The organism is Nautilia profundicola AmH (assembly GCF_000021725.1).
GTDB lineage: Bacteria > Campylobacterota > Campylobacteria > Campylobacterales > Nautiliaceae > Nautilia > Nautilia profundicola.
This window is the reverse complement of sequence record NC_012115.1, coordinates 1,458,795-1,482,660: the sequence shown is the minus strand read 5'-3', so window position 1 is coordinate 1,482,660 and position 23,866 is coordinate 1,458,795. Positions and strand designations below refer to the sequence as shown.

Annotated in this window: 21 protein-coding genes and 1 tRNA gene; 12 read left to right on the top strand and 10 right to left on the bottom strand. The window is 36.3% G+C overall.

Annotation, left to right across the window (positions count from 1 at the left end; genetic code table 11):
* The first annotated feature begins 25 nt into the window (after positions 1 to 25).
* The 4 genes from argJ (at position 26) to NAMH_RS07760 (ending at position 3,090) form a co-directional block, all read left to right on the top strand.
* Positions 26 to 1,210, top strand: coding sequence for a bifunctional glutamate N-acetyltransferase/amino-acid acetyltransferase ArgJ (gene argJ, locus NAMH_RS07775; RefSeq protein WP_015902284.1), 1,185 nt, complete (start codon positions 26 to 28; stop codon positions 1,208 to 1,210).
* A complete protein-coding gene (locus tag NAMH_RS07770; protein ID WP_012663766.1) occupies positions 1,210 to 1,695 on the top strand; it encodes a hypothetical protein in 486 nt (161 codons plus the stop codon). Before argJ ends, NAMH_RS07770 begins: the two co-directional genes overlap by 1 nt.
* 36 nt (positions 1,696 to 1,731) lie before the next feature.
* Positions 1,732 to 1,807, top strand: a tRNA-Asn gene (locus tag NAMH_RS07765).
* A gap of 131 nt (positions 1,808 to 1,938) precedes the next feature.
* Positions 1,939 to 3,090: a murein transglycosylase domain-containing protein gene (locus NAMH_RS07760; protein WP_015902196.1), complete on the top strand. Its 1,152-nt coding sequence runs from the start codon at positions 1,939 to 1,941 to the stop codon at positions 3,088 to 3,090.
* Here the strand turns inward: NAMH_RS07760 and NAMH_RS07755 are convergent.
* The 9 genes from NAMH_RS07755 to NAMH_RS07715 all read right to left on the bottom strand — a co-directional run bounded on the left by NAMH_RS07755 (position 3,077) and on the right by NAMH_RS07715 (position 13,584).
* Positions 3,077 to 3,895, bottom strand: a complete 819-nt coding sequence (locus NAMH_RS07755) for a PLP-dependent cysteine synthase family protein (protein WP_015902021.1) — start codon at positions 3,893 to 3,895, stop codon at positions 3,077 to 3,079. The genes NAMH_RS07760 and NAMH_RS07755 overlap by 14 nt on opposite strands.
* 26 nt (positions 3,896 to 3,921) lie before the next feature.
* A complete protein-coding gene (locus tag NAMH_RS07750; RefSeq protein WP_012663519.1) occupies positions 3,922 to 4,896 on the bottom strand; it encodes an FAD-dependent monooxygenase in 975 nt (324 codons plus the stop codon).
* Positions 4,893 to 5,342 carry a hypothetical protein gene (locus tag NAMH_RS07745; RefSeq protein WP_015902791.1) on the bottom strand — a complete coding sequence of 150 codons (450 nt, stop codon included), beginning with the start codon at positions 5,340 to 5,342 and terminating at the stop codon, positions 4,893 to 4,895. The genes NAMH_RS07750 and NAMH_RS07745 overlap by 4 nt, the downstream gene beginning before the upstream one ends.
* An 8-nt stretch (positions 5,343 to 5,350) precedes the next feature.
* Positions 5,351 to 5,617, bottom strand: a complete 267-nt coding sequence (locus tag NAMH_RS07740) for a NifU family protein (RefSeq protein WP_015901902.1) — start codon at positions 5,615 to 5,617, stop codon at positions 5,351 to 5,353.
* A gap of 49 nt (positions 5,618 to 5,666) precedes the next feature.
* Positions 5,667 to 6,002, bottom strand: coding sequence for an LUD domain-containing protein (locus tag NAMH_RS07735; protein WP_012663953.1), 336 nt, complete (start codon positions 6,000 to 6,002; stop codon positions 5,667 to 5,669).
* 23 nt (positions 6,003 to 6,025) lie between these two features.
* Positions 6,026 to 7,327, bottom strand: a complete 1,302-nt coding sequence (locus NAMH_RS07730) for a lactate utilization protein B (protein WP_012663846.1) — start codon at positions 7,325 to 7,327, stop codon at positions 6,026 to 6,028.
* A complete protein-coding gene (locus NAMH_RS07725; protein ID WP_015901810.1) occupies positions 7,314 to 8,018 on the bottom strand; it encodes a (Fe-S)-binding protein in 705 nt (234 codons plus the stop codon). Before NAMH_RS07725 ends, NAMH_RS07730 begins: the two co-directional genes overlap by 14 nt.
* Before the next feature lie 9 nt (positions 8,019 to 8,027).
* Entirely contained in the window at positions 8,028 to 12,404 is a 4,377-nt protein-coding gene (gltB, locus tag NAMH_RS07720) for a glutamate synthase large subunit (protein ID WP_015902572.1), read from the bottom strand.
* Positions 12,405 to 12,528: 124 nt separating this feature from the next.
* Complete coding sequence (locus NAMH_RS07715; RefSeq protein WP_012663635.1) at positions 12,529 to 13,584, bottom strand: AraC family transcriptional regulator; 1,056 nt, start codon at positions 13,582 to 13,584, stop codon at positions 12,529 to 12,531.
* Between the two features lie 159 nt (positions 13,585 to 13,743).
* On the opposite strand from NAMH_RS07715, the gene NAMH_RS07710 reads away from it, so the two are divergent.
* From NAMH_RS07710 to NAMH_RS07685, 6 genes are all read left to right on the top strand, one after another.
* Positions 13,744 to 16,968 (top strand): autotransporter outer membrane beta-barrel domain-containing protein, encoded by a 3,225-nt coding sequence (locus NAMH_RS07710; RefSeq protein WP_041361667.1) that lies wholly within the window; start codon positions 13,744 to 13,746, stop codon positions 16,966 to 16,968.
* Positions 16,969 to 17,775, top strand: a complete 807-nt coding sequence (locus tag NAMH_RS07705; RefSeq protein WP_015902252.1) for an alpha/beta hydrolase family protein — start codon at positions 16,969 to 16,971, stop codon at positions 17,773 to 17,775.
* 37 nt (positions 17,776 to 17,812) lie between these two features.
* Positions 17,813 to 18,430 (top strand): recombination protein RecO, encoded by a 618-nt coding sequence (gene recO / locus NAMH_RS07700; protein ID WP_012663747.1) that lies wholly within the window; start codon positions 17,813 to 17,815, stop codon positions 18,428 to 18,430.
* A gap of 94 nt (positions 18,431 to 18,524) precedes the next feature.
* A complete protein-coding gene (locus NAMH_RS07695; protein ID WP_015902040.1) occupies positions 18,525 to 19,673 on the top strand; it encodes an NAD(P)/FAD-dependent oxidoreductase in 1,149 nt (382 codons plus the stop codon).
* A 152-nt stretch (positions 19,674 to 19,825) separates the two neighbouring features.
* Positions 19,826 to 20,122 carry a hypothetical protein gene (locus NAMH_RS07690; protein WP_015902630.1) on the top strand — a complete coding sequence of 99 codons (297 nt, stop codon included), beginning with the start codon at positions 19,826 to 19,828 and terminating at the stop codon, positions 20,120 to 20,122.
* The gene (locus tag NAMH_RS07685; RefSeq protein ID WP_012663964.1) at positions 20,123 to 20,314 is read left to right on the top strand and encodes a hypothetical protein; all 192 of its coding nucleotides are present in this window, start codon (positions 20,123 to 20,125) and stop codon (positions 20,312 to 20,314) included. It abuts the gene before it with no gap.
* On the opposite strand, the gene NAMH_RS07680 is transcribed toward NAMH_RS07685, so the two are convergent.
* On the bottom strand, positions 20,311 to 21,729 hold the full coding sequence (locus tag NAMH_RS07680) for an aldehyde dehydrogenase family protein (protein ID WP_015901839.1): 1,419 nt from the start codon (positions 21,727 to 21,729) through the stop codon (positions 20,311 to 20,313). The genes NAMH_RS07685 and NAMH_RS07680 overlap by 4 nt on opposite strands.
* A gap of 88 nt (positions 21,730 to 21,817) precedes the next feature.
* On the opposite strand from NAMH_RS07680, the gene ilvE reads away from it, so the two are divergent.
* Positions 21,818 to 22,732 (top strand): branched-chain-amino-acid transaminase, encoded by a 915-nt coding sequence (gene ilvE / locus NAMH_RS07675; RefSeq protein WP_015902588.1) that lies wholly within the window; start codon positions 21,818 to 21,820, stop codon positions 22,730 to 22,732.
* Between the two features lie 61 nt (positions 22,733 to 22,793).
* On the top strand, positions 22,794 to 23,864 hold the full coding sequence (locus NAMH_RS07670; RefSeq protein WP_012663517.1) for a prohibitin family protein: 1,071 nt from the start codon (positions 22,794 to 22,796) through the stop codon (positions 23,862 to 23,864).
* Positions 23,865 to 23,866 lie beyond the last annotated feature (2 nt).

Genomic DNA, 23,866 nt, shown 5'->3' with positions numbered 1-23,866 from the left:
GTAGGTAGCTGTGAAGGGAGAAGAAATGGATAAGAAATTCAGAATTACACCAATTGGCGGCGGTGTTTGTGTGGTTGACGGAATATACGCAGGCGGAGTAAACGCAGGATTTAAAAAAGAAGGGTTTGACGTAGGGTTTATAAGAAGCGATGAAGATATGAAAGTCGCATATCTTTTTACAACGAACAGATTTCAGGCGGCACCTTTAAAATATGTATTAAGAAGAGGTATTAAAACAACAAACTTTTTGCTTGCGAATTCTAAAAACGCAAATGCAATGACAGGTGAAGAAGGTATTAAGGATATAGAAGAGATCTTGGAATATCTTGGTACAAAAATTAAGGTTAATAATCCAATAATGAGTTCAACCGGAGTTATAGGCGTAAGAATCGATAAAGACAAAATAAAAAAAGCAGTTGATAAGTTTGATTTCAACGAAAAAGATTCTAACAAATTCGCAAAAGCTATTATGACAACAGACAGCTTTGAAAAAGAGATCGCATTTGAGGTTGAAGGCGAGTTTGGAAGATTTAAAATCGGAGGTGTTGCCAAAGGTGCCGGGATGATAAACCCTCAAATGGCGACAATGCTTTGCTTTATCACAACGGATGCTGATATTCCGGAAAGTGAAATGAAAGATATTTTAAGCGAAGTAAACGAACACAGTTTTAACGCAATAAGCGTGGACGGAGACACTTCTACAAACGACAGTGTATTTTTGCTAACAACAGGCAAAGCACCATATAATAAAGAAGCGTTTAAAGAAGCTCTTAAACAGGTAATGCTAAAACTCGCCACGGATATAGTAAGAGACGGTGAGGGTGCTACAAAGCTCGTAGCGTTTAACGTAAGCGGTGCAAAAGATGTAAACGAAGCAAAAACAGCCGCAAAGGCACTGACTAATTCACTTCTTATGAAAACGGCTATTTTCGGTGAAGATCCGAATTGGGGAAGAATTGCATCCACTATCGGTGCAAGTGGTGTGGAGTGTGATGAAAACACTCTTACGATAAAAATAGGAGACGTTCTTGTATATGACAGGGGAGATATTCTTTTCACTCCGGAAATCGAAGAAAAAGCACATAAAGTTATGAAAAAAGATTCTTTTAGTATCAGTGTGGATCTTGGTATAGGGGATGGTGAATTTACGGCATATGGGTGTGATTTAAGTTACGAATATGTAAAGATAAACGCAGAATACAGAACCTGATGGATTTTGAAAAAGCCTGGGAAGTTATTAAAAGTAATCTGATTCCAAGAATAAGGGCCAAACGCTCTTTGGCTCTTTTTGCAACTGTCCGGGCTAAATTTGAAGGATGGCTTAAGGTTGAAGTTGCGGATATTTTATGTGCATACGGCAAGGTTATACCTGAAAAAGATCTAATTGATATAGTTTTTGAAAACAGCGCCATAGAACTAAAAACGGTAAATACAAGTTATAAATATCTGGGAGTTCTAAATAAAACCAAACCCGTTACCGATAATGTTAAAAGTGTTATCGATGATATATATAAGCTAAAAAAAAGCTCGTATGAAAATAAATATGTATTATTTATAGTTTTTCCTCTCGATGATAATAAATATTGGCAGAAACATTTAAATAAAATATCTCAAAACCTTGAAGAATTTAAAGAAAGCGAAATAGTTTTTTTTAATGGAATAAAAGGGAAACTCTATTTTGGAAAAATTAGTTGATTTTTAAAATTTTTTTGTTATAATTTTATTCCACATTCCGGCGTAGCTCAGTCGGTAGAGCAGACGGCTGTTAACCGTCGGGTCAGAGGTTCGAGTCCTCTCGCCGGAGCCATTTAGAAACTCTCTGTTTTGGTGTCTGTCACTTAGCTTATATAATGTATATATTTTATTTTAACGGGTATTTTAAGTGTATGGTATTTGTGTTTAAGTGTTAAATAATACATGTTTTGCTATACTTCTAAAATGAAGTTTTTAATAAATATACTACTATTTTTGATATTTGCAGGTTGTTCTGTAAGTGATTACCAAACAATAGCTCAAGCTGTAGTTTCAAAAGATCCTACGAGTGTTTTAAAATCCTATGCTAACCGTAAAAAAAATTATTATTTAACTCATCCTTACGCACTTGCTAAAGATATAAATAGTTTTATTAAACATTTTGATTTGGAAGTTAAAAAATTTACTAAAGCTATAAGTATTTGGAAAAACCCAAAAAAACCTCAGACTAAAACGTTTGTAAAATATTCCAATTCATATAAAGCAAGGGCTATTATTGATTTTGACAAAGGTTATGTTAAAGTAGAAACAATTGCAAGAGATTATAAAAAAGTACTCCAGAACGCACTTGTAAATACTATGCTTATGCCGGATGACCCGAGAAGCGTCGATCTTTTTAGTGATAAAATAAAACTAAACGGTAAACCTTTTTTAGCCGGGCAGATTTATGATTTTGAAAATAAGCTCGTTTTATACCGTTGGAGAGCAAACAGGTATGCAAATTGGCTTATTAAAAACAGACTTAAAAGTTATGTGTTAAATGGGCAAAAGATTTATTATGTCACATTTAATCTTGCAAAAAATTCGGAAAACGTAAGAGCGAAAAAATACTTACCTTATGTAAAAGAAAACTCTAAAAAATTTCATATTTCAAATACACTTGTTTTAGCTATTATAAAAACGGAAAGTGATTTTAATCCTTATGCAGTGAGCTATGTACCTGCATTTGGACTTATGCAGATCGTTCCGACAACAGCAGGAATTGAAGGGTACGAAAGAGCTTACGGGTATAAGAAAATTCCAAGTAAAGAGTTTTTGTTTGTTCCGAAAAATAATATTAAAATCGGAACGGCTTATTTGAATATTCTTTTTTATAATTATCTGAAAAATGTTAAAAACCCTGTTTCAAAAGAATACTGCGCAATTGCGGCATACAACAGCGGAATAGGCAATGTTTTAAGGGTGTTTAGTACAAGAAGGGACAGGGCATATTATATTATCAATTCACTCTCACCCAAAGAAGTTTATGAGCGTCTGACAATGAGACTTCCTACGGATGAGGGAAGAAGATATCTTCCTAAAGTGATAAATCATAAAAAAATGTTTATAGGATACTGATATATTTTTCAATTCCATCAGGTGCGATTGTTACTATATTACCGTTTAGTTTTTGGGATGCAAGTATATTCGCGGCGGTTGAAATTCCGCCTGTGACCCCAAGGCTTGGTAATTGTTTTGTAAATTCAACGGCTTCATCATCATTTACGAGAATTACGTCATCTATTAAATCAAGGTCGGTTATATCAGTTACAAATCCTGCTCCTATACCCTGAATTTTATGAGGTTTAACGGGCAGGTTTTTATTATTTAGTCTGTTGTATATTACCGGGGAATTTTCACTCTCAACTGCAATAATTTTTACTCCAAGAGGCTTTAATATTCTTGCTATGCCTGTTATTGTGCCTCCGCTTCCTACCCCCGCAACGAAACAATCAATTTTTTGAACCTGATTAAGTATTTCAAATGCTGTAATTTCCTGAGATTTTGCATTTAACGGGTTAGAAAACTGGTTTGTATATAGTGCTTTATGTTTTTGTGCATACTCTTTTGCCTCATTGATGGAATCGGCTATAGAACCTTTTGTTAATATAAGGTTTGCACCGTAAAGTTTTAAAAGTTTTTGTCTTTCAATAGAATAACTCTCCGGCATAAAAATAGTGGCTTTAATTCCGAATTTTTTAGCGTAAAACGCTAATGCGATTCCGGTATTTCCGCTTGTTGCTTCTACAATTTCTTTATAACCTTTATTAATCGCATCGCGTATCATAAAAAGTGCCGGTCTGTCTTTTATACTTCCCGCCGGATTTTTATATTCGAGTTTTACGGATATGTTTTTTAACTGATATATCGGTGTATTGAACATTAGGGCTCCTTTAAAATTTAAAAGCTTTATTCTCCCAGCCACATTTTAACGCTGAATTTTTGTATTAGTTTCAGTTTGTGAGCTTTAACTACAAAGCCTCTTATAAACGTTTTATTTAGAGCTTCGAGTTTTTTCATAAGGGAAAATTCTTTAAAAAATCTTTTATTCCACTCATTTGGATAGTTTTTGTTTTCTAAGATACAATTAGCCAAAAGATCGGCGGATTTTATAGCGTAATATATACCTTCAAAACTGAGAGGCATTACCTGTCCCGCAGCGTCTCCTACAAAATAGACATTGTTTTTTTGAATAATAATATTTTCCTGCCAGGTCGGTATTTTATACCCTTTCGGTTTGGCTTTCACATTTAAATATCTGCATAAATTCTCAAAATTTCCCCTGCTGACAGTTCCTATGTGTGTTAAATTTTCATGTGGAAATGCCCATGCGTAATATTCTCCTCCGATATCGAAATCAAAAAAAAACTCGCACGTTTGAACTTTATACTGATCTATTCTTGCATAATGGGTTATTGTTGCAGGGATTTTAGGAAGGTTTAAAGCTTTTCTGACGGTTGAATTCACACCGTCAGCCGCAATTAGTATATCGTAATCAAGATTTAATATACTGTTGTCGGTTTTAATAATTGCTTTGTTGTTTTTTACGGTTTTAAATCTTCCGTATATGATTTTAGCACCGGCTTGTTGAGCCAAGTCTCTAAGTTTTTTGTCAAATTCATCTCTTTTGACGATAGAGAGGTTTTTACCGTTTAAATCCACCTTTACGGTTGTATTTTTGTATTTCATTATAACGTGGTCTAAAGAATGTTTTATTAATTTATTGGGAATATCAAACTCTTTAAAAGCTTTTGTTTTTATTCCTCCGCCGCAAGGTTTGTCAAAATCAAGTTTGTCTTGTATCAGTGTTACATGGTAAAAAGGGGCCAATTTTCTTGCGGCAGTAGAGCCGGCAGGACCGCCACCTATAATTACGATCTTCACTGAGCTCTGTCCTTTTTGTAATTAAAAGGAAGTTCCTTTTTTGTTTCCGGTAATATTTTAACCGCTGCCCATTGGCCTTCTTTAAAATATATTTTAAAATTAGGATGTTTTTTAAGTTCGGTAATTTTCATAAGTTTTGCATCCAAATTGTGGCCTTTAATGTAATTTTGAACATTCATTTTTGTTAAAATAAGATAACTGACAAGCACATACCCTATATAAATGGTTACAAAAATTATCTGGGCAATTCTTAAAAATTTGTATTTATTCATAAGTCCCATAAAAAAGAACACGATTACAACTGCAAAATATATTAAGTTAAATTTTCCAAGACAGTAAATCGCAAAAATTTTTATACTTTCATTAGGTGATGAAATCAGAAATTTTAAAACATAAGGGAAAAAGAATCCGATAGCGGATACAATATAAAATATCATTTTTTGCATTTTAGTCCTTAAATAGGGAATACCCTGATTTTATCGGTATTTAAATTTCTTCTCAGTGTCTCTTCAATTGCAAAAAGAGTAGCTCCTCCTGCACTGCTGCAGCTGGCACAAGCGCCTCCGTATCTGATAAATACGTGAGTTTCACCGTTACTTTCTCTTACATCCAAGACTTCAGCCATACCTCCGTCAAATGCAAGCATAGGTAGGATGTCTTTTGCAATTACTTTTTCAATCGCTTCTATTTTTTCTTTTAAATTCATTTCTTCAAAGTTCATATAAATCCTTTTTGATTTATAATAACATAAAAATAACGATTTTCAAGAGTTATTCGAAAATTATTGCAAACTTCATAGGTCCGTGAGCACCGAATACCAGGAAACTTTCAACATCCGCCGTTTTTGAAGGGCCTGAGATGAAAACTCCAGGGTTTTCAATCATTTCAACCGCTTCGTGCATTGTAGGCACTACTTTTTTTGGCATTTTTACCGCTACGTTTTCGCTTAGGAAAAGATCTTTTTGATAATCTTCCACCCAAACAGCTCCGTTTTCAGCCACACCGAACTTCGCTTCGGTTACATACCAGCCTTCAGGTATTTCGTTCAGAATTTCCCCTCCCGCAAGTTTCAGGTTTTTTATAAATTTATCTGTTAACTCCTTCATCCTTCTTCCTTAATGCTTCGTTCTTATTTTATAAATCTTTCTTTAGGTATTGCCGGAAGGGCCTTGTATCTGCTCCATTCTTTTGCCACGCTCTCAAGCAGAGGCTTTGGAGTAAGACGTAAGATGGTGCTGAAAAGTTTAAACATTTTAGGCGAATGCATTGCTTTTTCAGCTAATTTCATACCTGCATTTTCCATTGACCATTGTTCATTGTCCATTGATTTTACGTAGTGTCTCATATTTACAAGCTGCTTGGTAAAAGGGATTTTAACCGGACACACCGTCTCACAGCTTCCGCAGAGCGTACACGCAAACGGCAGGTCTGAATATTCCTCTTTATCTGTTAAAGGTGCCAAAAGACTTCCGATAGGTCCTGGGATTACGTATCTGTATGAGTGTCCGCCAGAGCGTCTGAAGACCGGGCATGTGGTAAGACAAGCCGAGCATCTTATGCATTTGAGGGTTTCTTTAAATTGGCTTTTTAACCTCTCAAACCTTCCGTTATCGACTAAAATTATTACTCTTTTTCCGTTATCTTTTTTGCCGAAAATGGATGTATAGGTTGTGATTTTCTGCCCAGTGGCGTTTCGGGCGAGCATTCTTAAAAACACTCCCAAATCTTTCATATTAGGAACTATCTTTTCAATCCCCACACTTATTATATGTAATGGAGGTAAAACGGCTCCGAGGTCTGCGTTTCCTTCATTGGTACATACAACCGCCCAGCCTTTGTCCGCCACAAGGAAATTCGCGCCGCTAAGTCCTGCGTCAGCTGATAGGAACTCCTTTCTTAAAAGTGCTCTCATTTTATGCGTCAGATATGTCGGGTCTGTGTTTGTTTCGTTTAAAATTTCGGCAACGTCCTCTTTTGTGGTGTGAATTGCCGGAAGGACGATGTGAGAAGGTTTTTCACCCCTTAGCTGTACAATCCTTTCGCCAAGATCGGTGTCGATTACTTCAATCCCGTTATCATGCAGATAAACATTAAGTCCGCACTCTTCTGTAAGCATCGATTTTGATTTGACCACTTTTTTTGCGTTTATTTCTTTTAGGTATCTAAGTACCGTTTCATTGTGCTCTTTTGCATTTTTGGCAAAAACAACCTCAATTCCTGCGTTTTCGGCGTTTTTTATAAACTCATCCACAAGAGAGTGCAGGTTTTCAATTACATAATCTTTAATCCCGGAGGCTTTGTTTCTAAGCTCTTCCCACTCTTTGACTTCCTTTATTGCTTTGTCTCTTTTTTGTCTGATAGCCCAGAGGCTTTTATCGTGGCGGGGACCTTTTTGTTTGTAAAACTTTACCGCTAACTCATAATGTTTCATCCAAACTCTCCAGAAGAATTTCGCTTATATGTTTAAACTCGGCATTAATTCCTTCTTTTTCGGCTATGCCTTTTAAGTGCATAAGACAGCTCATATCTACCCCCGTAATTACAGGCGCAAAGTCGTACTTCCAGCTGCTAAGGAGATCATTTAGTTTTTCTTTTCCGATAATATAGCTCATTTCTCCTTCTTTTACGCTGTAAACTCCTCCGAATCCGCAGCATTCATCCCTTGCGGCTTCTAAAACTTCACATCCGAGTACTTCTTTTACTTTGTTTTTGTAAGGTATGTTAAGTTCACTCGGAGTCGCCACATCCAGGTGTCTCATTGAATGGCATGAGTTGTGAAGTATTACCGGTTTACGGTTTTTTGCAAGGTTTAGATGGCCTTTGGAATATAAAAAGTCTGTAAGTTCGTATGTTTTATCACTAATTTTGATTTTTTGTGATTTTATGGTGCTTACACAGCTGCTTGAAGGTGAAACTATACAGTCGAATTCTCCGAATATTTCGTCGTATATATTAGGAAGTGTAGTTTCAAACCCGCTGTTTATAAAAGGCTGTCCGCAGCATGTCTGGTTTTTGAGAATGCTGAGTTTGTAGCCGAGATTTCTTAAAAGAAGCGCAGTTGCTTTTGCCACATGAGGGAAGAGTTCATTTATGTAACACGGAACGTGGAGGGCTATTTTCATAGCCTTCCTTTAATCCATATCGTTCGGATCAAGAGGTGGGCGGTTATCTTTTGGAGTAACAAGCCAGAAATGTCTAACTTCGCTTCTGAAGTTATCAAGAATGTATTTCGCTTTTTCGCTTCCCGTTGCGTTATAGTATTCGATTAATCTTTTTTTGAGGTAAATTTTAGGTTTTTCGTTTTCGTCGATGTCGATTCTTCTGATTTCGATGAGTTCCGCATTTATTTTATCTACAAATTCATGCTCTTTGTCGTAAACAAACGCAACTCCGCCTGTCATACCCGCACCGAAGTTGATACCTGTTTTACCGAGGATAATAACTTCACCGCCTGTCATATATTCACACGGATGATCACCCGTACCTTCTACGATTGCAACAGCGCCTGAGTTTCTTACGGCAAATCTCTCTCCTACAGGTCCAGAAATAAATAGTTTACCTGCAGTTGCACCGTACAGACACGTATTTCCTGCACCTGCGCCTTTTGCAGGAGTGATTATGATTTTACCTCCGGCCATTCCTTTACCTACGTAATCGTTAGCAACTCCCTGGAGTCTTAAGGTAATACCTTTACTTAAAAATACCCCGAAACTCTGTCCGGCAGTACCTGTAAGGTTAAATACGATACTGTCATCAGTAAGACCTTCATCACCGTAGTATTTAGCCACAACACCGCTTATTCTTGCACCGAAACTTCTGTTCAGGTTGCAGATTTCGGCTTTTACGACTGATTTGTGGTTTGGATTTTTGATTGTATCCATTACAAGTTCGAGCATCTCTTTTTCAAATTCGTTTTTGTCAAACGGTTCGTTTTCAACCTGTTTAGTGTTTACACCCTCAACCTGTCTGAATATCATAGAAAAGTCGAATTTTTTTGCTAAATCGATATCTTTAACGGTAATTAAGTCGTTTCTTCCGATTACTTCGTCAAGTGAAGTGTAACCGATTCTTGCCAGCCATTCTCTTACGTCTTCCGCAAGTGCAATGATGTAGTTTTTAACTTTTTCTACGTTACCTTTGAATTTGGCTCTGTAGTCTTCATCCTGAGTTGTAATTCCCACAGGACATTTGTTTGTCTGACAGCTTCTACAGAAGATACAGTCAACTGCCATTAAAAGGCTTGTACCGAACGCATAGTATTCAGCACCTAAAAGAGCTGCAAACATAACGTCTCTTCCGATTTTAAGCGCACCGTCTGTTTCGAGTGCTACGTATTTTCTTAAGTGGTTTTCTTTTAGTGCGTTGTGTGCTTCGATAAGTCCGATCTCCCACGGGTTACCCGCATGTCTTATAGACGTGATAGGAGCTGCACCGGTTCCACCTTCGCTACCGCTGATTACGATCTGATCTGCATAAGCTTTTGCAACACCGGCAGCGATTGTTCCGACTCCCGCAGTTGAAACAAGTTTAACGCTGATAGTAGCTTCAGGGTTTATCTGTTTAAGGTCGAATATAAGTTGTGCCAAATCCTCAATTGAATAGATATCGTGGTGAGGAGGTGGTGAAATAAGCGTTTTTCCAGGTGTTGTGTGTCTGAGTTTAGCGATGTAAGTCGTAACTTTAAATCCAGGAAGCTGTCCTCCTTCACCCGGTTTTGCACCCTGAGCCACTTTAATCTGGATCTCTTCCGCGTTTACAAGGTATTCAGGAGTTACACCAAATCTACCAGATGCAACCTGTCTGATTTTGCTCTGTTTGATTGTGCCGTTTCTTTTTTTGTCTTCCCCGCCTTCACCTGAGTTTGTTCTCGCACCCAGGCTGTTCATGGCTTCGGCTAAGATTTCATGCGCTTCAGGGCTTAGTGCACCGATACTCATAGCCGCACCGATGAATCTTTTGATAATGTTTTCGCGAGGCTCTACTTTATCTATTGATATAGGCTTTCTGTCGCTTTTAATATCAAGGAAATCTCTTATGTAAGTAGGGCGTCTGTTTTCTACAAGGTTTTTAAACTCTTCATAATCCGCTTTTTCGCCTGATTTGATTGCTTTAAGGAAAGCTCTTGTAACCTGAGGCGTAATTTCGTGATATTCTTCGCCTTTTCTTTGCTTAATAACTCCGCCAGGAAGTATTTTTTCTTCTTCAAATGCTTTTTGATGTCTGATATTAAGTCTTTCTTCAATGTCTTCGTAAGTAAGTCCCGGAAGCAGTGTTTTACTTCCTATAAAGCACTCTTCCTGTACTTCGTTACTTAGACCTATAATGTCAAACAGAGCCGAGTTTCTGTAACTTGCGATCGTAGAAATACCCATTTTTGACATAATTTTCAAAATACCTTTGTTAAGTGCGCTGTGTACGTTAAACAGAGCGTCGTCTCTGTTTAAACCTTTTTCGTCACATAATTGACACACAGTTTTAAATAAAAGATACGGATAAATAGCAGTAGCTCCGTAAGCGATCATTACAGCCGCGTCGTGAGGATTTGTTACCTCACTTGTAAGAGCCACTATACTTGTAAGGTGTCTGAGTTTTGCATCAAGAAGTTTTTTGTGAAGTCTTCCTATCACCATTGCCATCGGCATTGTTTTATGATCTTTATCAATTTCACTGTCATCAAGGAATATGATTCTTACACCGTTTCTCACGTCTTCAACAATTTTGTCAGTAAGTTCTTCAAGTGATTTTTTAAGATCGTTTTTAAACGCGGTAGAGTATGTTGCGTTTTTGTAATCACTCTCAAATCTCGGAGAAGTTTCATCACCGAAACTTTTAAGAACGCTCAGTTTAGTTTGTGTAAGAATAGGTGAAGTTGTTTTAATTCTTTTTGCGTGTTCAGGCGCTTCGTCAAGGATGTTGTGGATTTCACCGAATCCCGTGTTTAAACTCATTACGATTTTTTCTCTTAGTGAATCGATAGGAGGGTTTGTAACCTGAGCGAATTTTTGTCTGAAAAAGTCGTTGAAACTTCTGAAAGGATAATCGCTGAAACAAGCAAGAGGAGTATCGTCACCCATACTTCCTGTCGGTTCTTTTCCGTCTTCCATCATAGGAGTTATTACAAGGTTGATAATTTCTTTTGTAATTCCCGCATATCTTTGTTTATATATAAGTTCTGTCAGTTCAATCTGTTCATCAATAGCATACGGGTTTTCAATATATTCCTGAAGGTAAATCATATTTTCATTCAGCCATTTTGTATAAGGGTTGCTTGATTTTAGATATTCGTCTATATCTTTGTTTTTAAGAACCACGCCGAATTTCGTATCCACACCGATCATCTGGCCTGATTGGAGTTTTCCTCTTTCTACGATATCTTCTTCAGGGAAATCGATTACACCGTATTCGCTTGCGATAAGGATGGTGTCGTCTTTTGTAATTACGTATTTTGCAGGTCTAAGACCATTTCTGTCAAGTACGACTCCTATATATCTTCCGTCAGTAACACTAACGGCCGCAGGTCCGTCCCACGCTTCGAATCTTGTTGAAAAGTATTCGTAAAACGCTTTAAGCTCACTGTCAAGATATGGAGCGTTTTGCCACGGCATAGGAATAAGCGCTCTTATTGTTTTAAAGAAATCCATTCCGTTCATAATTAAAAATTCAACCATACGATCGAGTGAACTACTGTCACTTTCGTCAAATCTCACTATCGGAAGAAGTCTTTCAAGCTCTTCTTTTGTAAATACTTCAGATTTGATTGATTCGCTTTTGATTAAAGCGTTGATTCTGTTTGCCTGGATTGAGTTGATCTCACCGTTATGGGCGATGAATCTAAAAGGCTGTGCAAGTCTCCATTCAGGAAGTGTATTTGTAGAGAATCTCTGATGGAACAGTGCGAATGAGATTTTAAAGTCTTTATCCGCCAAATCAGGGTAAAACTCTTTAATGTGATTCGGCATCAATAAGCCTTTGTAGGCTATTTTTTTAGAGCTGAATGTAGGGATATAAAAATCTCTGTCTTCAATGAAGTTTTCAATCTCTTTTCTTGTTAAGTATAAAAGTTCTTCAAACCTTTTAATAGCTATAATTGAATTCGGAACGATAAAAGCATGATAAATTTTTGGAAGTGTTTTTAATGCTAATTCACCAAGAGCTTCCGTATTTACAGGAACTTCTCTCCATAATGCTATTTTTAAATCATTTTTTTCACAGTATTCTTCGATAATAGTTTTTTGATTTTCATTTTTTAAAAATATAACACCTATACCAAATGTATCAGGAAGATCAACTCCTTGTGCGTGAGCTATTTTTCTGAAAAAATCTTTAGGAAGTGAAAAAAGAAGACCGCTTCCGTCTCCAGATTTACCATCAGCCGCAATAGCGCCTCTGTGCATCATTCTCTCAAGTGCTTCGAGGGCTTGATTAACCATTTCATGAGTTTCTTTACCTTTAATATGTGCAATAACACCAAAACCGCAGTTATCTTTAAATTCTAACATTTTAGACATATATATTCCTTTAAGAGGTTATTAATCCGATTTTAATAATTTGCTAATTATAGCATATTTTGTAGGCGAAGTCCTGTTTAAAAAATTAGATAATCGATGTAGAGAGCGAGATTATATGGTTTTATTACGCAAATTTTGTTCTATAATCAGAAGGAGAATGTTTGAACCATTTTTTAAACGCTCTGAAAAACGGGCTGTATTCCGAATAACCTAATAAATAGGACATTTCCTCATAAGATATGTTTTTATCTTTAATCATAGAGAGGGCTAATTTTTTTCTAATTGTTTCAGTTACTTTTTTAAAAGTTGTATTTTCATTTTTAAGTTTCCGTTTAATAGTACTAACACTTATATTTAATTTTTCTGCTATTTGTTGTATTGAATGGTTGCCTTCCGGCATATTTATAAGTATCATATTTATTATTGTTTGAGAACAGGTATATGATGAGTATATCTCCTTTTTTATTTTTTCTGCGTGTTGAAGTAAATATTTGTATTTATAGTTAAGGTTTTTATTTCTGTTTTTGGTTAGGAAAACTTCTTTTTTTATAACAGCGTAATTTCTTTTTTGGTTGAAATTAATTACCGTATGAGGAAAATGTTTTGTATAAAACTTCATGTGTTTTGGTTTTGAAGAATAAAAGTTTATTTCTTTAATCGGAAAATTTTCCGTACCGCAGTATTCATTCACCCAGTTATAACAGATTTTCGCATAACATTCCGTAATACTAAAAGGCATTAAAAACCTCGGGACGATATCGAAATAAAAAATAACTGTATCATCATCAAGATCTTCCAGAGTTTCATGAATGTTGTTAATTAAAATAGCTAAAAAACGTTTAGACATTTCTACAGATTCTCGAAGGTTTTCGGTATTGAAAAAAAGTTCTCCAAGCAACCCGGCTTTTTCAGCTGTGAAATAATCGGCAATGATAAGTCCGATATTGCTTCTATCGGATGATTTTTCTATAGCACTCCATAATTTATAAGCTTTAAATATAGAAACTCTTTCACCATTTAATATCGGTTGTAATTCAAAACTTAGATTTGATTGCAGTTTTTCTAAATCCAAATCGAGTTTCGGGACTGTGTCAATTAAAAAATTATAAAAAAGCGGAGAAATAGAAAAACCGCTAAAAAGCAGTTTAATATCTTTACTGGTAAAACTTTCCAGTGTCATAACACCTCTTTATTATCCGTAAATAAATTTTTATATATTCAATAATAACATAATTAATTCGAAAAGGAGTAAAAAAGTAAATAATATGAGCCGAAATGTCATGGTTTATTAAGGGGCATATTTATTAAAATAGTATTAAAATTCATAAAAAGGTAAAGTATGTTAAAAGGTATGGGAAAAATACTTTTATTAAGTATTGCGGCAAGTTTTGTATTAGCTCAGACTATTAGCACTGAAGAAACATCTACCATAACAAGTGACGGAAGTGAGACTGTAACGGTCGAAAGCAGTGGGAGTATAACTACGGACGGTAACGACATAAACATAACAGGCACTTTACAATCAGGGTTAATCATAGAAAACAACGGCACCCTTACAAGTAATGATAATATGGGTATATATTTAGAACAAGACAATAACGGAACTATACTAAATAATACAAATGGAGTTATTCAGTCACATTCTTATGCCATAAAAGTTACAGGAGATAATGATTCTAATATCACCAATAAAGGCAAACTTTCAAGCACAGATTCAGATGGTATATTTGTTGCAGGGGATAATAATGGATATATAAACAATGAAGGAAATATTACCGCGGGTTTACGCGGTATCGAAGTGGGCTACGATAACAATAATATTATCATAAATAGCGGTAATATACAGGCAGCAAAAGGTATAATACTTTGGAATAATTACGGCGATATTAGAAATGAGGGAAGTATGGAAATTGACAATACTGCTATAGGACTAAATATAAATTATAGCAGTGGAAAAATAATAAATAAAGGCTCTATAGTTGTGAGCAATGACACCACCGGTATCATACTTAAAGAAAATTATGGGATCATTGAAAATACTGGTAATATTTATACCTTGGGCTACACTATATATATAAAAGAAAATAATAACGGAACAATTCTAAATGCTGTCAATATTCCAAGCCTCAATATTTCAAATACAAATAGAAATACTATATTTGTAAACAATAACGAAGGAAATATTACAAATCACGGCACAATTGTTAGTCTAAACGAATATGGCATTAAAGTAGATGAAGACAATATGGGAAATGTTTTAAATGACACAACAGGAACTATCGACTCAAACCTAAGTTCTATCTTTATTGGCAGCAATAACGACAACAACATCACAAACAACGGAACACTTATCAGCAGAAATGACAGTGGTATAAAAGTGGTAGGAGTCAATTCCAATCTTATCCAAAACAGCGGTGATATAAATGCAAGTGTTGGTATAAATGTAGGTACCAACGATAATAATGGAGTTATCACAAACAGCGGTAATATCATCAGCGATGCAAATGCTGGTATAAATATAAATATCACCAATAACAGTGGAATTGTCACAAACAACGGTATATTGACAAGTGATCACAACAACAGCATACAGATAGAGGAAAATAGTGGCACCGTTACAAACAATGGTAATATAACAGCGTATATTTATGGTATTCATATCCAAAATAACAATGGCAATATAACAAATAATGGTAATATAACAATTAAGAATTATACGGCTGATAATAATGCAATTATATATGTGTATGATAATAACGGCACCATTACAAATAATGGCAGTATGCAATCGACATATAATAGTATCCATATTCAAAATAATAACGAAGGCACTATTTTAAATAACATCAATAGTACTATCATAGCCAACATCAAAGGTGCTATCTATATAGGCGGCAGTAAAGCAGGAACCATTACAAACAGTGGAACTATAACAGGAAATTATTCACTACTGGCAAACAACTCCACTTCAGGCACATTCACCAACAACGGAACAGCCGAAGGAAAAATAGATGCAAGTGGTGTGGATGTAATAAACAATGGAACCATAAAACTAAATTCGAATGATACAATAGAGTCTAAAACCTACACCCAAAACTCAACAGGAACACTTGATGTGGGGGTATATATAGACAGTTCAATTCTCCGAGCTCAGACTTCACATATAACTACGAGCGGAGATATAACATTTAAAGGCGGTACCACAATAAATGTGAACTTTACAAATACAACAGATGACACCATAAGCAGATGGTTTGATTCTTTAAACGATTCAAATGTCAGCGGGTATAAAGATTTTAATAATTCAGAAGGTATAATAGCTCAAACAACAGATGGAAATATTAGTGCAGATACAGATTCTTTGAACTTTACAGATAATAGTATGCTACTAAGTTTTTCGGCAGAAAATAACGGGACGGTAATGAGTCTTATCGTAAAAAAAGCAGGCGGAGGGCTTGAAACTCTTGTAAATAAAAGCGGAGACACTTATTTGACCGGAACTGCAGAAGCATTTGATACTATATTTAGTGAACCAACAATAAACGAAGACATAGATGAGTTTTTAACAGTGCTTGATTCAAGAGCCAGTGATGAAGAAAAAATAAATGATTTGGCTGAAGTTACGCCAGTTAATACACTGACAACTTCTATTGCGGTATTGAGGATGAGCAATATGATAAATTCAATTATTGGTGCGAGACAGAGAGGTTTAAACTCAGGTAACAGTCTGTTTAAAGACAGAAATTTATGGATAAGACCTTACTATACTTATACTACTCAGGACGATAAAGACGGATATAAAGGGTTTAGCGCCTATACAAACGGGTTTGTGTTGGGAATTGACGGTGAGTATACAGATTCTAAAAGATTCGGGTTGGCGTTTGCTTATTCTAAAAGCGATGTGAATACTAATGATTTGCCACAGTCAAGTGATTTGGACGGTTATACGTTGATTATGTACGGTTCAAGACCCGTAGTTAATTATGAGAGTATGTTTTCTTATCAGGTAGGTATCGGTATGCAGAAAGTAAATACAAGCAGATATATAAGCGCAACAGGGCAGACAGCCACAGGTTCGTATAATGCAAAACTGTTTTATTTACAGACAGTAATGAATAAAAATATGCAGGTTAAAGATAAACTTTCTTTTATTCCGAAAATAAAATTAGCATATAAATATTACCATACTCCAAGCTACAGCGAAACGGGTGCCGGCGGACTGAATCTGAATATTTCCGGATACAACACTGAAGAGCTGATATTAGGTACCGGAGGATTGTTCTCTTATAAATTCAATCTTTCAACTGACTTTGAAGCATATGCGAATATTGATTATAATTTTAAAAATGACACCCAAAGCGTATCTGCAAGTTTTCAGGGTGCAAACGATGTGGTGTTTAACACTGACGGAATAAAAAACAGTGCAACTACATTTAACGGAGGAATGAGCGTGAATAAAAGATTGCAAAACAATACATCATTTAGTTTCGGATTTAATATTGATAAAAAAACAAGCGGGTTTACAAGCAGAAGCGTATTTGCTAAATATAATATGAAATTTTAAATGAAAAAATTTATATATTTTTTAATTTTTTTCTTTTGGGTGGGATGCGGATACAATATTCCCACACCTTCCCAACGAGTTGAAAATGCCGATAAACTTGTACAAAACAGGATGAAAAATCATATTTTCAAAACGAGTGAATTTAAAATATTTTCGTATGAAGGGAACTTATCTGAATGTAAAACTGTATACGTCTTTATTGAAGGAGACGGGCTTTCTTGGATTACTTCCGAGTTGATATCGGATAATCCGACACCTTTGAATCCCAAAGCTCTTAAACTTACATTAAACGATAAACACAGATGTAAAATCTATTTGGCAAGACCGTGCCAATATGTTAAAGATACAAAATGCAACTATAAATATTGGACTGATTACAGGTTTTCAAAAGAAGTAATACGGTCGTATCAGGAGGTATTAGACAACCTGAAACGACAATATAATATCAACTCGTTTGTAATTATAGGTTATTCGGGAGGAGGTGCCATTGCGGCTCTTGTTAGCGCTTTTAGAAACGATGTGGATCTGCTTGTGACAATTGCAGGTAATCTTGATACTGCTAAATGGTGCCGGCTTCATTATCTTTCACCTTTAAAACATTCTATGAATCCCGCTGATTTTACGGATAAACTTACAAATCAAAAACAGTTACATTTTATCGGAGCCGAAGACAAAATTGTAAATAAAGAGGTGTTTTTTTCTTATTATTCAAAATTTAAAAATAAAAAAAATATAAAATATAAGATTTTAGAGGGCTATAAACATAACAGCGACTGGAGTGAAGTTTTAGATTCGATAGAAAAATAATTTATTATATAATTCTCAAAAAATTAGGAAATAAAATTTGAGGGGATTTGTTTTAAGCACTGTCAGAGTCAGGGATGAGGATCTGATTGTAAGGATTTTGACACGCGATGAGGTTATAAGTTTATACAGGTTTTACGGTGCGAGGCATTCATACATAAATGTCGGGTATTTGATAGATTTTCATATAGAAGAATCCGCCAAAACGACAATCAAACGGCTAAGACACGTGACGCAGATTCCGTTTAAATTCCTTTTTGATATGAATAAAACGCTATATTTTAAAGAATATATCAGGCTTTTGAATAAGCATTTTACGGATGTAAGTAAGGTGGATTCGTTTTATTACGATTCTCTTTTGAAACTGTGTGAAAACCTGCATGAAAGAGATGTAAAAAGAGCTATAATTGAGCATTATGTATCGCTTCTCGAAAAGGAAGGTAGGCTTCATAACGACTTTGTATGCTTTTTGTGCGAGAGGAAAGTGGAAGAAAAAATCGCACTTGCAAGAAGCTACCTGCCCGCTCATGAAAAATGTATAATGAGCAGTGGGTTTGAGAGGGAAAAACTTGAAGTTTTGTTTAATGAAAAAAAGAGTATATTATTCAGTGACGAAGAAATAGACAGGCTTTGGAGGATTCTGGAACTTGGGATATGACGGATTGGTAAGGGCATTGTGGAAGTTGACAGTTGATGGCGGATAAACTAATAACTAATATACCAATAACCAATACACTAAATAAAGGAGCATAATGAAAGTACTTGTCGTAGGTGCCGGAATAGTTGGAATGACGCTGGCGTATGAGTGGATAAATAAAAATCCGAACGACGAAATAACAATAATTGATAAAGAAGCGCACGAGGCGTTTCACGCAAGCGGTAAAAACAGCGGTATTTTACATGCTGGGTTTTACTATTCGAGCGATTCTTTAAAAGCCAAACTCACAGCCGAGGGTAACGCCCTTATGAAAGAATTTTGTTACCAAAACGGTATAAAGGTCAATGAAACCGGTAAACTTGTCGTGGCTAAAAACGAAGATGAGGTTCAAACCCTTTACGAACTTGCGAAAAGAAGCATTGCCAATAACGCAGGTGCGTATCTCGTAAGCGAAGAGGAAGCCGAAAGAATCGATCCGAACGTGAAAACGCACAAATTCGCCCTCTATTCACCGAACACCGCAAGCGTAAACCCGAGGGAAGTCTGCTCGGTGCTGAGAAAGAAACTCGAAAGTATGGGCGTTAAATTCGTATTTAATATGCCGTATGAAAAGTACGCTGAGAGTTATGATTTTTTAATAAACGCTGCAGGACTTTACGCGGATAAAATAGCGCATCAAAACGGGGTGGGGCTTGAATATACAATGCTGCCTTTTAAGGGGCTATACAGAAAATATCTCGGAAGTGACAGGATAAAAACGCAGATTTATCCGGTGCCGAATATCAAAAACCCGTTTTTGGGTGTTCACTTTACGATAATGGCCGATAACACGATAAAAATAGGGCCTACGGCAATCCCGGCTTTTTGGAGGGAAAACTATACGATGACAAGCAGGTTCAGTTTCAGCGAAATGATAGAGATTTTATCACTTGAAGCGAAGCTGTTTATTAAAAACTCATTCGGTTTCAGGGATTTGGCACTGTATGAAATGAGATATTATATCCCAAGCAACCTTATAAACGAAGCCAAAAAACTCGTTAAAAAATTAAGGGGCGAGTTTAAACCTATGACACCGGGAATCAGGGCTCAGCTGCTTAACAAAAATACAAACGAGCTTGTTATGGACTTTCTGGTTGAGAGAAAAGAAAACCAGATCCATATCTTAAACGCCGTAAGCCCTGCGTTTACTGCGAGCTTTGCGTTTGCTAAATATGTGCTTGAAGAATTGAGAATGGAGAATTGAGAATGAAGAATGGAAAAATGTAGTCTCGGAAAAATTGCAAATTTTTTGGGCACAGAGAGTGTATGGTAGAATACATGTAACCATTTAAAAACCGGACAAATAACCAATACACCAATAACAAATATACTAATAACTAATTTTGAAAGGACAACATGAAAACGATACTTTTGGTAAAAGACGGAGAGCTTGCCGATTATCCGGCGGATATTTTAGTTGACGGGGAGGTCAGAAAAAGTTACAACCTCGAATTCGAATGCGAAAAAACGGGAGCGGAAATGGTGGTAGGCAGATCGATGCCGAGTATGATGATTAAAAAACTCAGAGATAATGGTATAATATTTGTAAAGCTAAACTCGATCGATGAGCTTGAAGGTCTTGAAATAGACGTAAACCTTCCTGATGAGTTTAGAAACAAACGCGGCTGGAAATGCGGCAAAAAAGGATTTTAAATGGAAAAACTTAATAAAGCAATAGAAAAAATAAAAAACGATTCAACACTTAACGATTTTGAAAAAGAAAATGCGATAAATCATCTAAAAGAATGGTATAACGAAAAAAAATCACTTTCCTATATTGAAGAAAAGTTAGAAAAAATATGGGAGAAGGTTTTACCTGTTCTAAACGAAGCGGGACTGATTTAGCGGATTATTACCGCTTTTATTTCAGTCATATCTTCAATTGCGAATTTAGGACCTTCCCTTCCGATACCTGAGAGTTTAACACCTCCGTAAGGCTGGATGTCGAATCTCAGAGTCGGAATATCGTTTATAATAACTCCTCCCGCTTCAAAATCATCGATTGCCCTGTTCATAAGATCCACTCTGTTGCTGAACATCGAAAACTGAAGTCCGTAAGGCGAATCGTTCATTTTTTCTACGGCTACTTCGTATGAAGGAACTTTAACTAAACTCACAATCGGTGCGAAAACCTCTTCACACACCACGTTCATATCATCAGTTACGTCCGCTAAAATAGTAGGCTCAAGTATGTTTCCTTTTCTTTTGCCCCCGGCAATAATTCTCGCGCCTTCACTAACGGCGCTTTGTACCCATCTTTCTGCTCTCATTGCCGCTTCTTCGTTGATTAAAGGTCCCATAAACGTATCTTCTTCAAACGGGCTTCCGACTTTAAGTTTGCTTGCTTCTTTACCTAATTTTTCGGCAAATTCTTCATAGATCTTTTCATCTACATAAATTCTCTGAAGCGAAATACAGACCTGTCCGCTGTTTGCGAACGCTCCTATGGCACAACGCTGTGCCGCCCAGTCAAGATCCGCCGAGCTTTCCACAAACGTGGCGGCGTTTCCTCCGAGTTCAAGCGTTACTTTTTTAATTCCGGCGCTTTGAAGTATTATTTTACCCACAGGCACGCTTCCCGTGAATGATATTTTTCTCGGGATCGGGCTTGTTACAAGTGCGCTTCCTACCTCGGCATCCCCGTATACCACGCTTAGGGCGTCTTTAATCGCATATTCGCTGTCAATAAAAAGTTTTGCGAATGCGTATGCGGTGTAAGGAGCTTCGGGTGTTGGTTTAAGCACCACGCTGTTTCCGGCGATAAGCGCAGGGGCTAATTTGTGAGCCACAAGGTTTAGCGGGAAGTTAAAAGGCGTAATCGCAACTACGACACCAACAGGCACCCTTTTATAAAAAGACGTTGTTTTAAATCCGCTCTCGGTTGCGTCTGTAGGGATAGTCTCACCTACGATTCTGTATCCTTCAGCCGCACATATTTCAAGGTTTTCGATACATCTTTGCACTTCAACCCTTGCCTGTGAAATAGGCTTTGCAACTTCAAGGGTAATATACTTGGCAAACTCTTCTTTTCTTTCTTTGAGTTTGTTTGCAATGTCTTTAATCCAGTTGATTCTCTGGTGAAGCGGTGAATTTTTGGTGTTTTTAAATGCTTCTTTTGCTGTTTCAAGCGCTTTTTTTGCATCTTCGGCAGAGCATTTTACGTATTTTGTGGTAACTTCTTTTGAATACGGGTTTATAATTTCCCCAAGCTCTCCGTCATACTCTTTCGAGCCTATAAGTTTTTTTGCTATAAGTTCCATTTTTGCTCCTTAAAAGGTACTAAAAGTTATATTTATAGTAATAATATCAAATTTTTGATAAAATTAGCCCAAAAAAGGATATATAATAATGAACGAAGCAAAACTGATTTGGATGGACGGTGAGTTTATTCCTTGGAATGACGCTAAAGTTCACGTATTGACTCATACACTTCATTATGGAAACGGTGTTTTTGAAGGTACAAGGGCATATCAGACTGAAGACGGCTTGGCGATTTTCAGACTGCAGGATCATACTAAAAGACTTCTTAATTCTGCAAAAATCGTGAAAATAGACGTTCCTTTCTCACAAGAAGAGCTTGAAGAGGTACAGCTTGAACTGTTAAGAAAAAACGATTTTAAACAAAACGTATACATTAGACCTCTTATATTTTTAGGTTATGGGAAAATGGGTCTTTATCATATAGGTGCGCCTGTACATGTTGCTATTGCAGCATGGGAGTGGGGTGCATATCTTGGTGAAGAAGGTCTTGAAAACGGAATTAGGGTAAAAGTTTCTTCAATTACGAGAAACCCTGTTAAATCTACATTCGGTAAAGCAAAAGCAGTTGCGAATTACCTAAACTCTCAAATGGCTAAATACGAAGCTATTGAAGCGGGATACGAAGAAGCTCTTATGCTTGATGACGAAGGCTTTATCGCAGAAGGAAGCGGAGAGTGTTTCTTTATCGTAAGAGACGGTGTTTTAATCACTCCACCAAACGACAATTCCCTTGAATCTATCACTCAAGCGACTGTGCTTGAACTTGCAAGGGAAAGAGATATTCCTGTTGAGAGAAGAAGAATTACAAGAGATGAGGTTTATATAGCCGATGAAGCGTTCTTTACGGGAACTGCAGCTGAGGTTACTCCGATCAGAGAAGTTGATGGAAGAATCATCGGAAACGGTAAAAGAGGGGAAATTACAAAAGAGCTCCAAGAAGCCTATTTTGATGTAGTGTACGGAAGAGATAAAAGCTACAAACACTATTTAACATACATATAATATAAAGATTATAAAATCTCAAATGAGAGATTTTTTCTCTTAATTCAAAAAAAGGAAATAAATGCCAGCAGATTTGAACGGTTGGATGAACAACAAAAACAATAACGACAAAAACAATAACAAATTCGAACCTCCAAAGTTTGAACCTCCTAAATTTATTCAGGGCAATAGCGGATTTGGTGTAATAATTATAGCGGTGCTTATAATTTTCGGAATTATGTTTAAACCGTGGGTGATAATTAATGAAGGTGAAGTTGGTATTTTGGCTACAACAGGAAAATTCAGCCCGAATCCTTTAAATCCCGGGTTACATTTTTACGTGCCTGTAATTCAAAAGGTGATTGTAGTTGATACTAAAGTGCATATGATAAGCTATAAAAGAAATCAGGAAGTGGGAACAATGCCAGACAGATACGGTACGATTAAAGTATATCCTGCAATTAACGTGCTTGATGCAAGGGGTCTTCCGATTACGGTGGAGCTGTCTGTGAGTTACAGATTAAACCCTAAAGAAGCTGCGTATGTGGTTAAAACATACGGACTTAACTGGGAAGACAAGATTATCAACCCTATTGTAAGGGATGTGGTAAGAAACGTTATAGGTAAATATCCTGCAGAAGAGATACCTACTAAAAGAAACGAAATTGCCACTAAAATAGAAAATCAAATTAGAGACCAGCTTATGAAAATAGAACACAGACCTGTGATATTTGAAAGTTTTCAGCTCAGAGACATTATCTTGCCTGAAAACATCAAAAGACAAATCGAAAGAGTACAGATAGCAAAACAGGAATCAGAAAGAGCAAAATACGAAGTGTTAAGAGCTAAACAGGAAGCAGAGAAAAAAGCAGCAATCGCAAAAGGTATTGCGGATGCGAAAAAAATCGAAGCTCAGGGGAAAGCGGAAGCTATGCTGATTGAATCAAAAGCTCAGGCTCAGGCGAATAAAATTATCAGCGAATCATTAACTCAGAATCTTTTAAAACTCAAAGCCCTTGAAGTTCAAAACAAATTTAATGAAGCGTTAAAAGAAAACAAAGACGCCAAAATTTTCTTAACACCTGGAGGAGCTGTGCCTAATATTTGGATGAATATTGACGATAATAAAAAAGTAATATCTACAACTAAATAAGG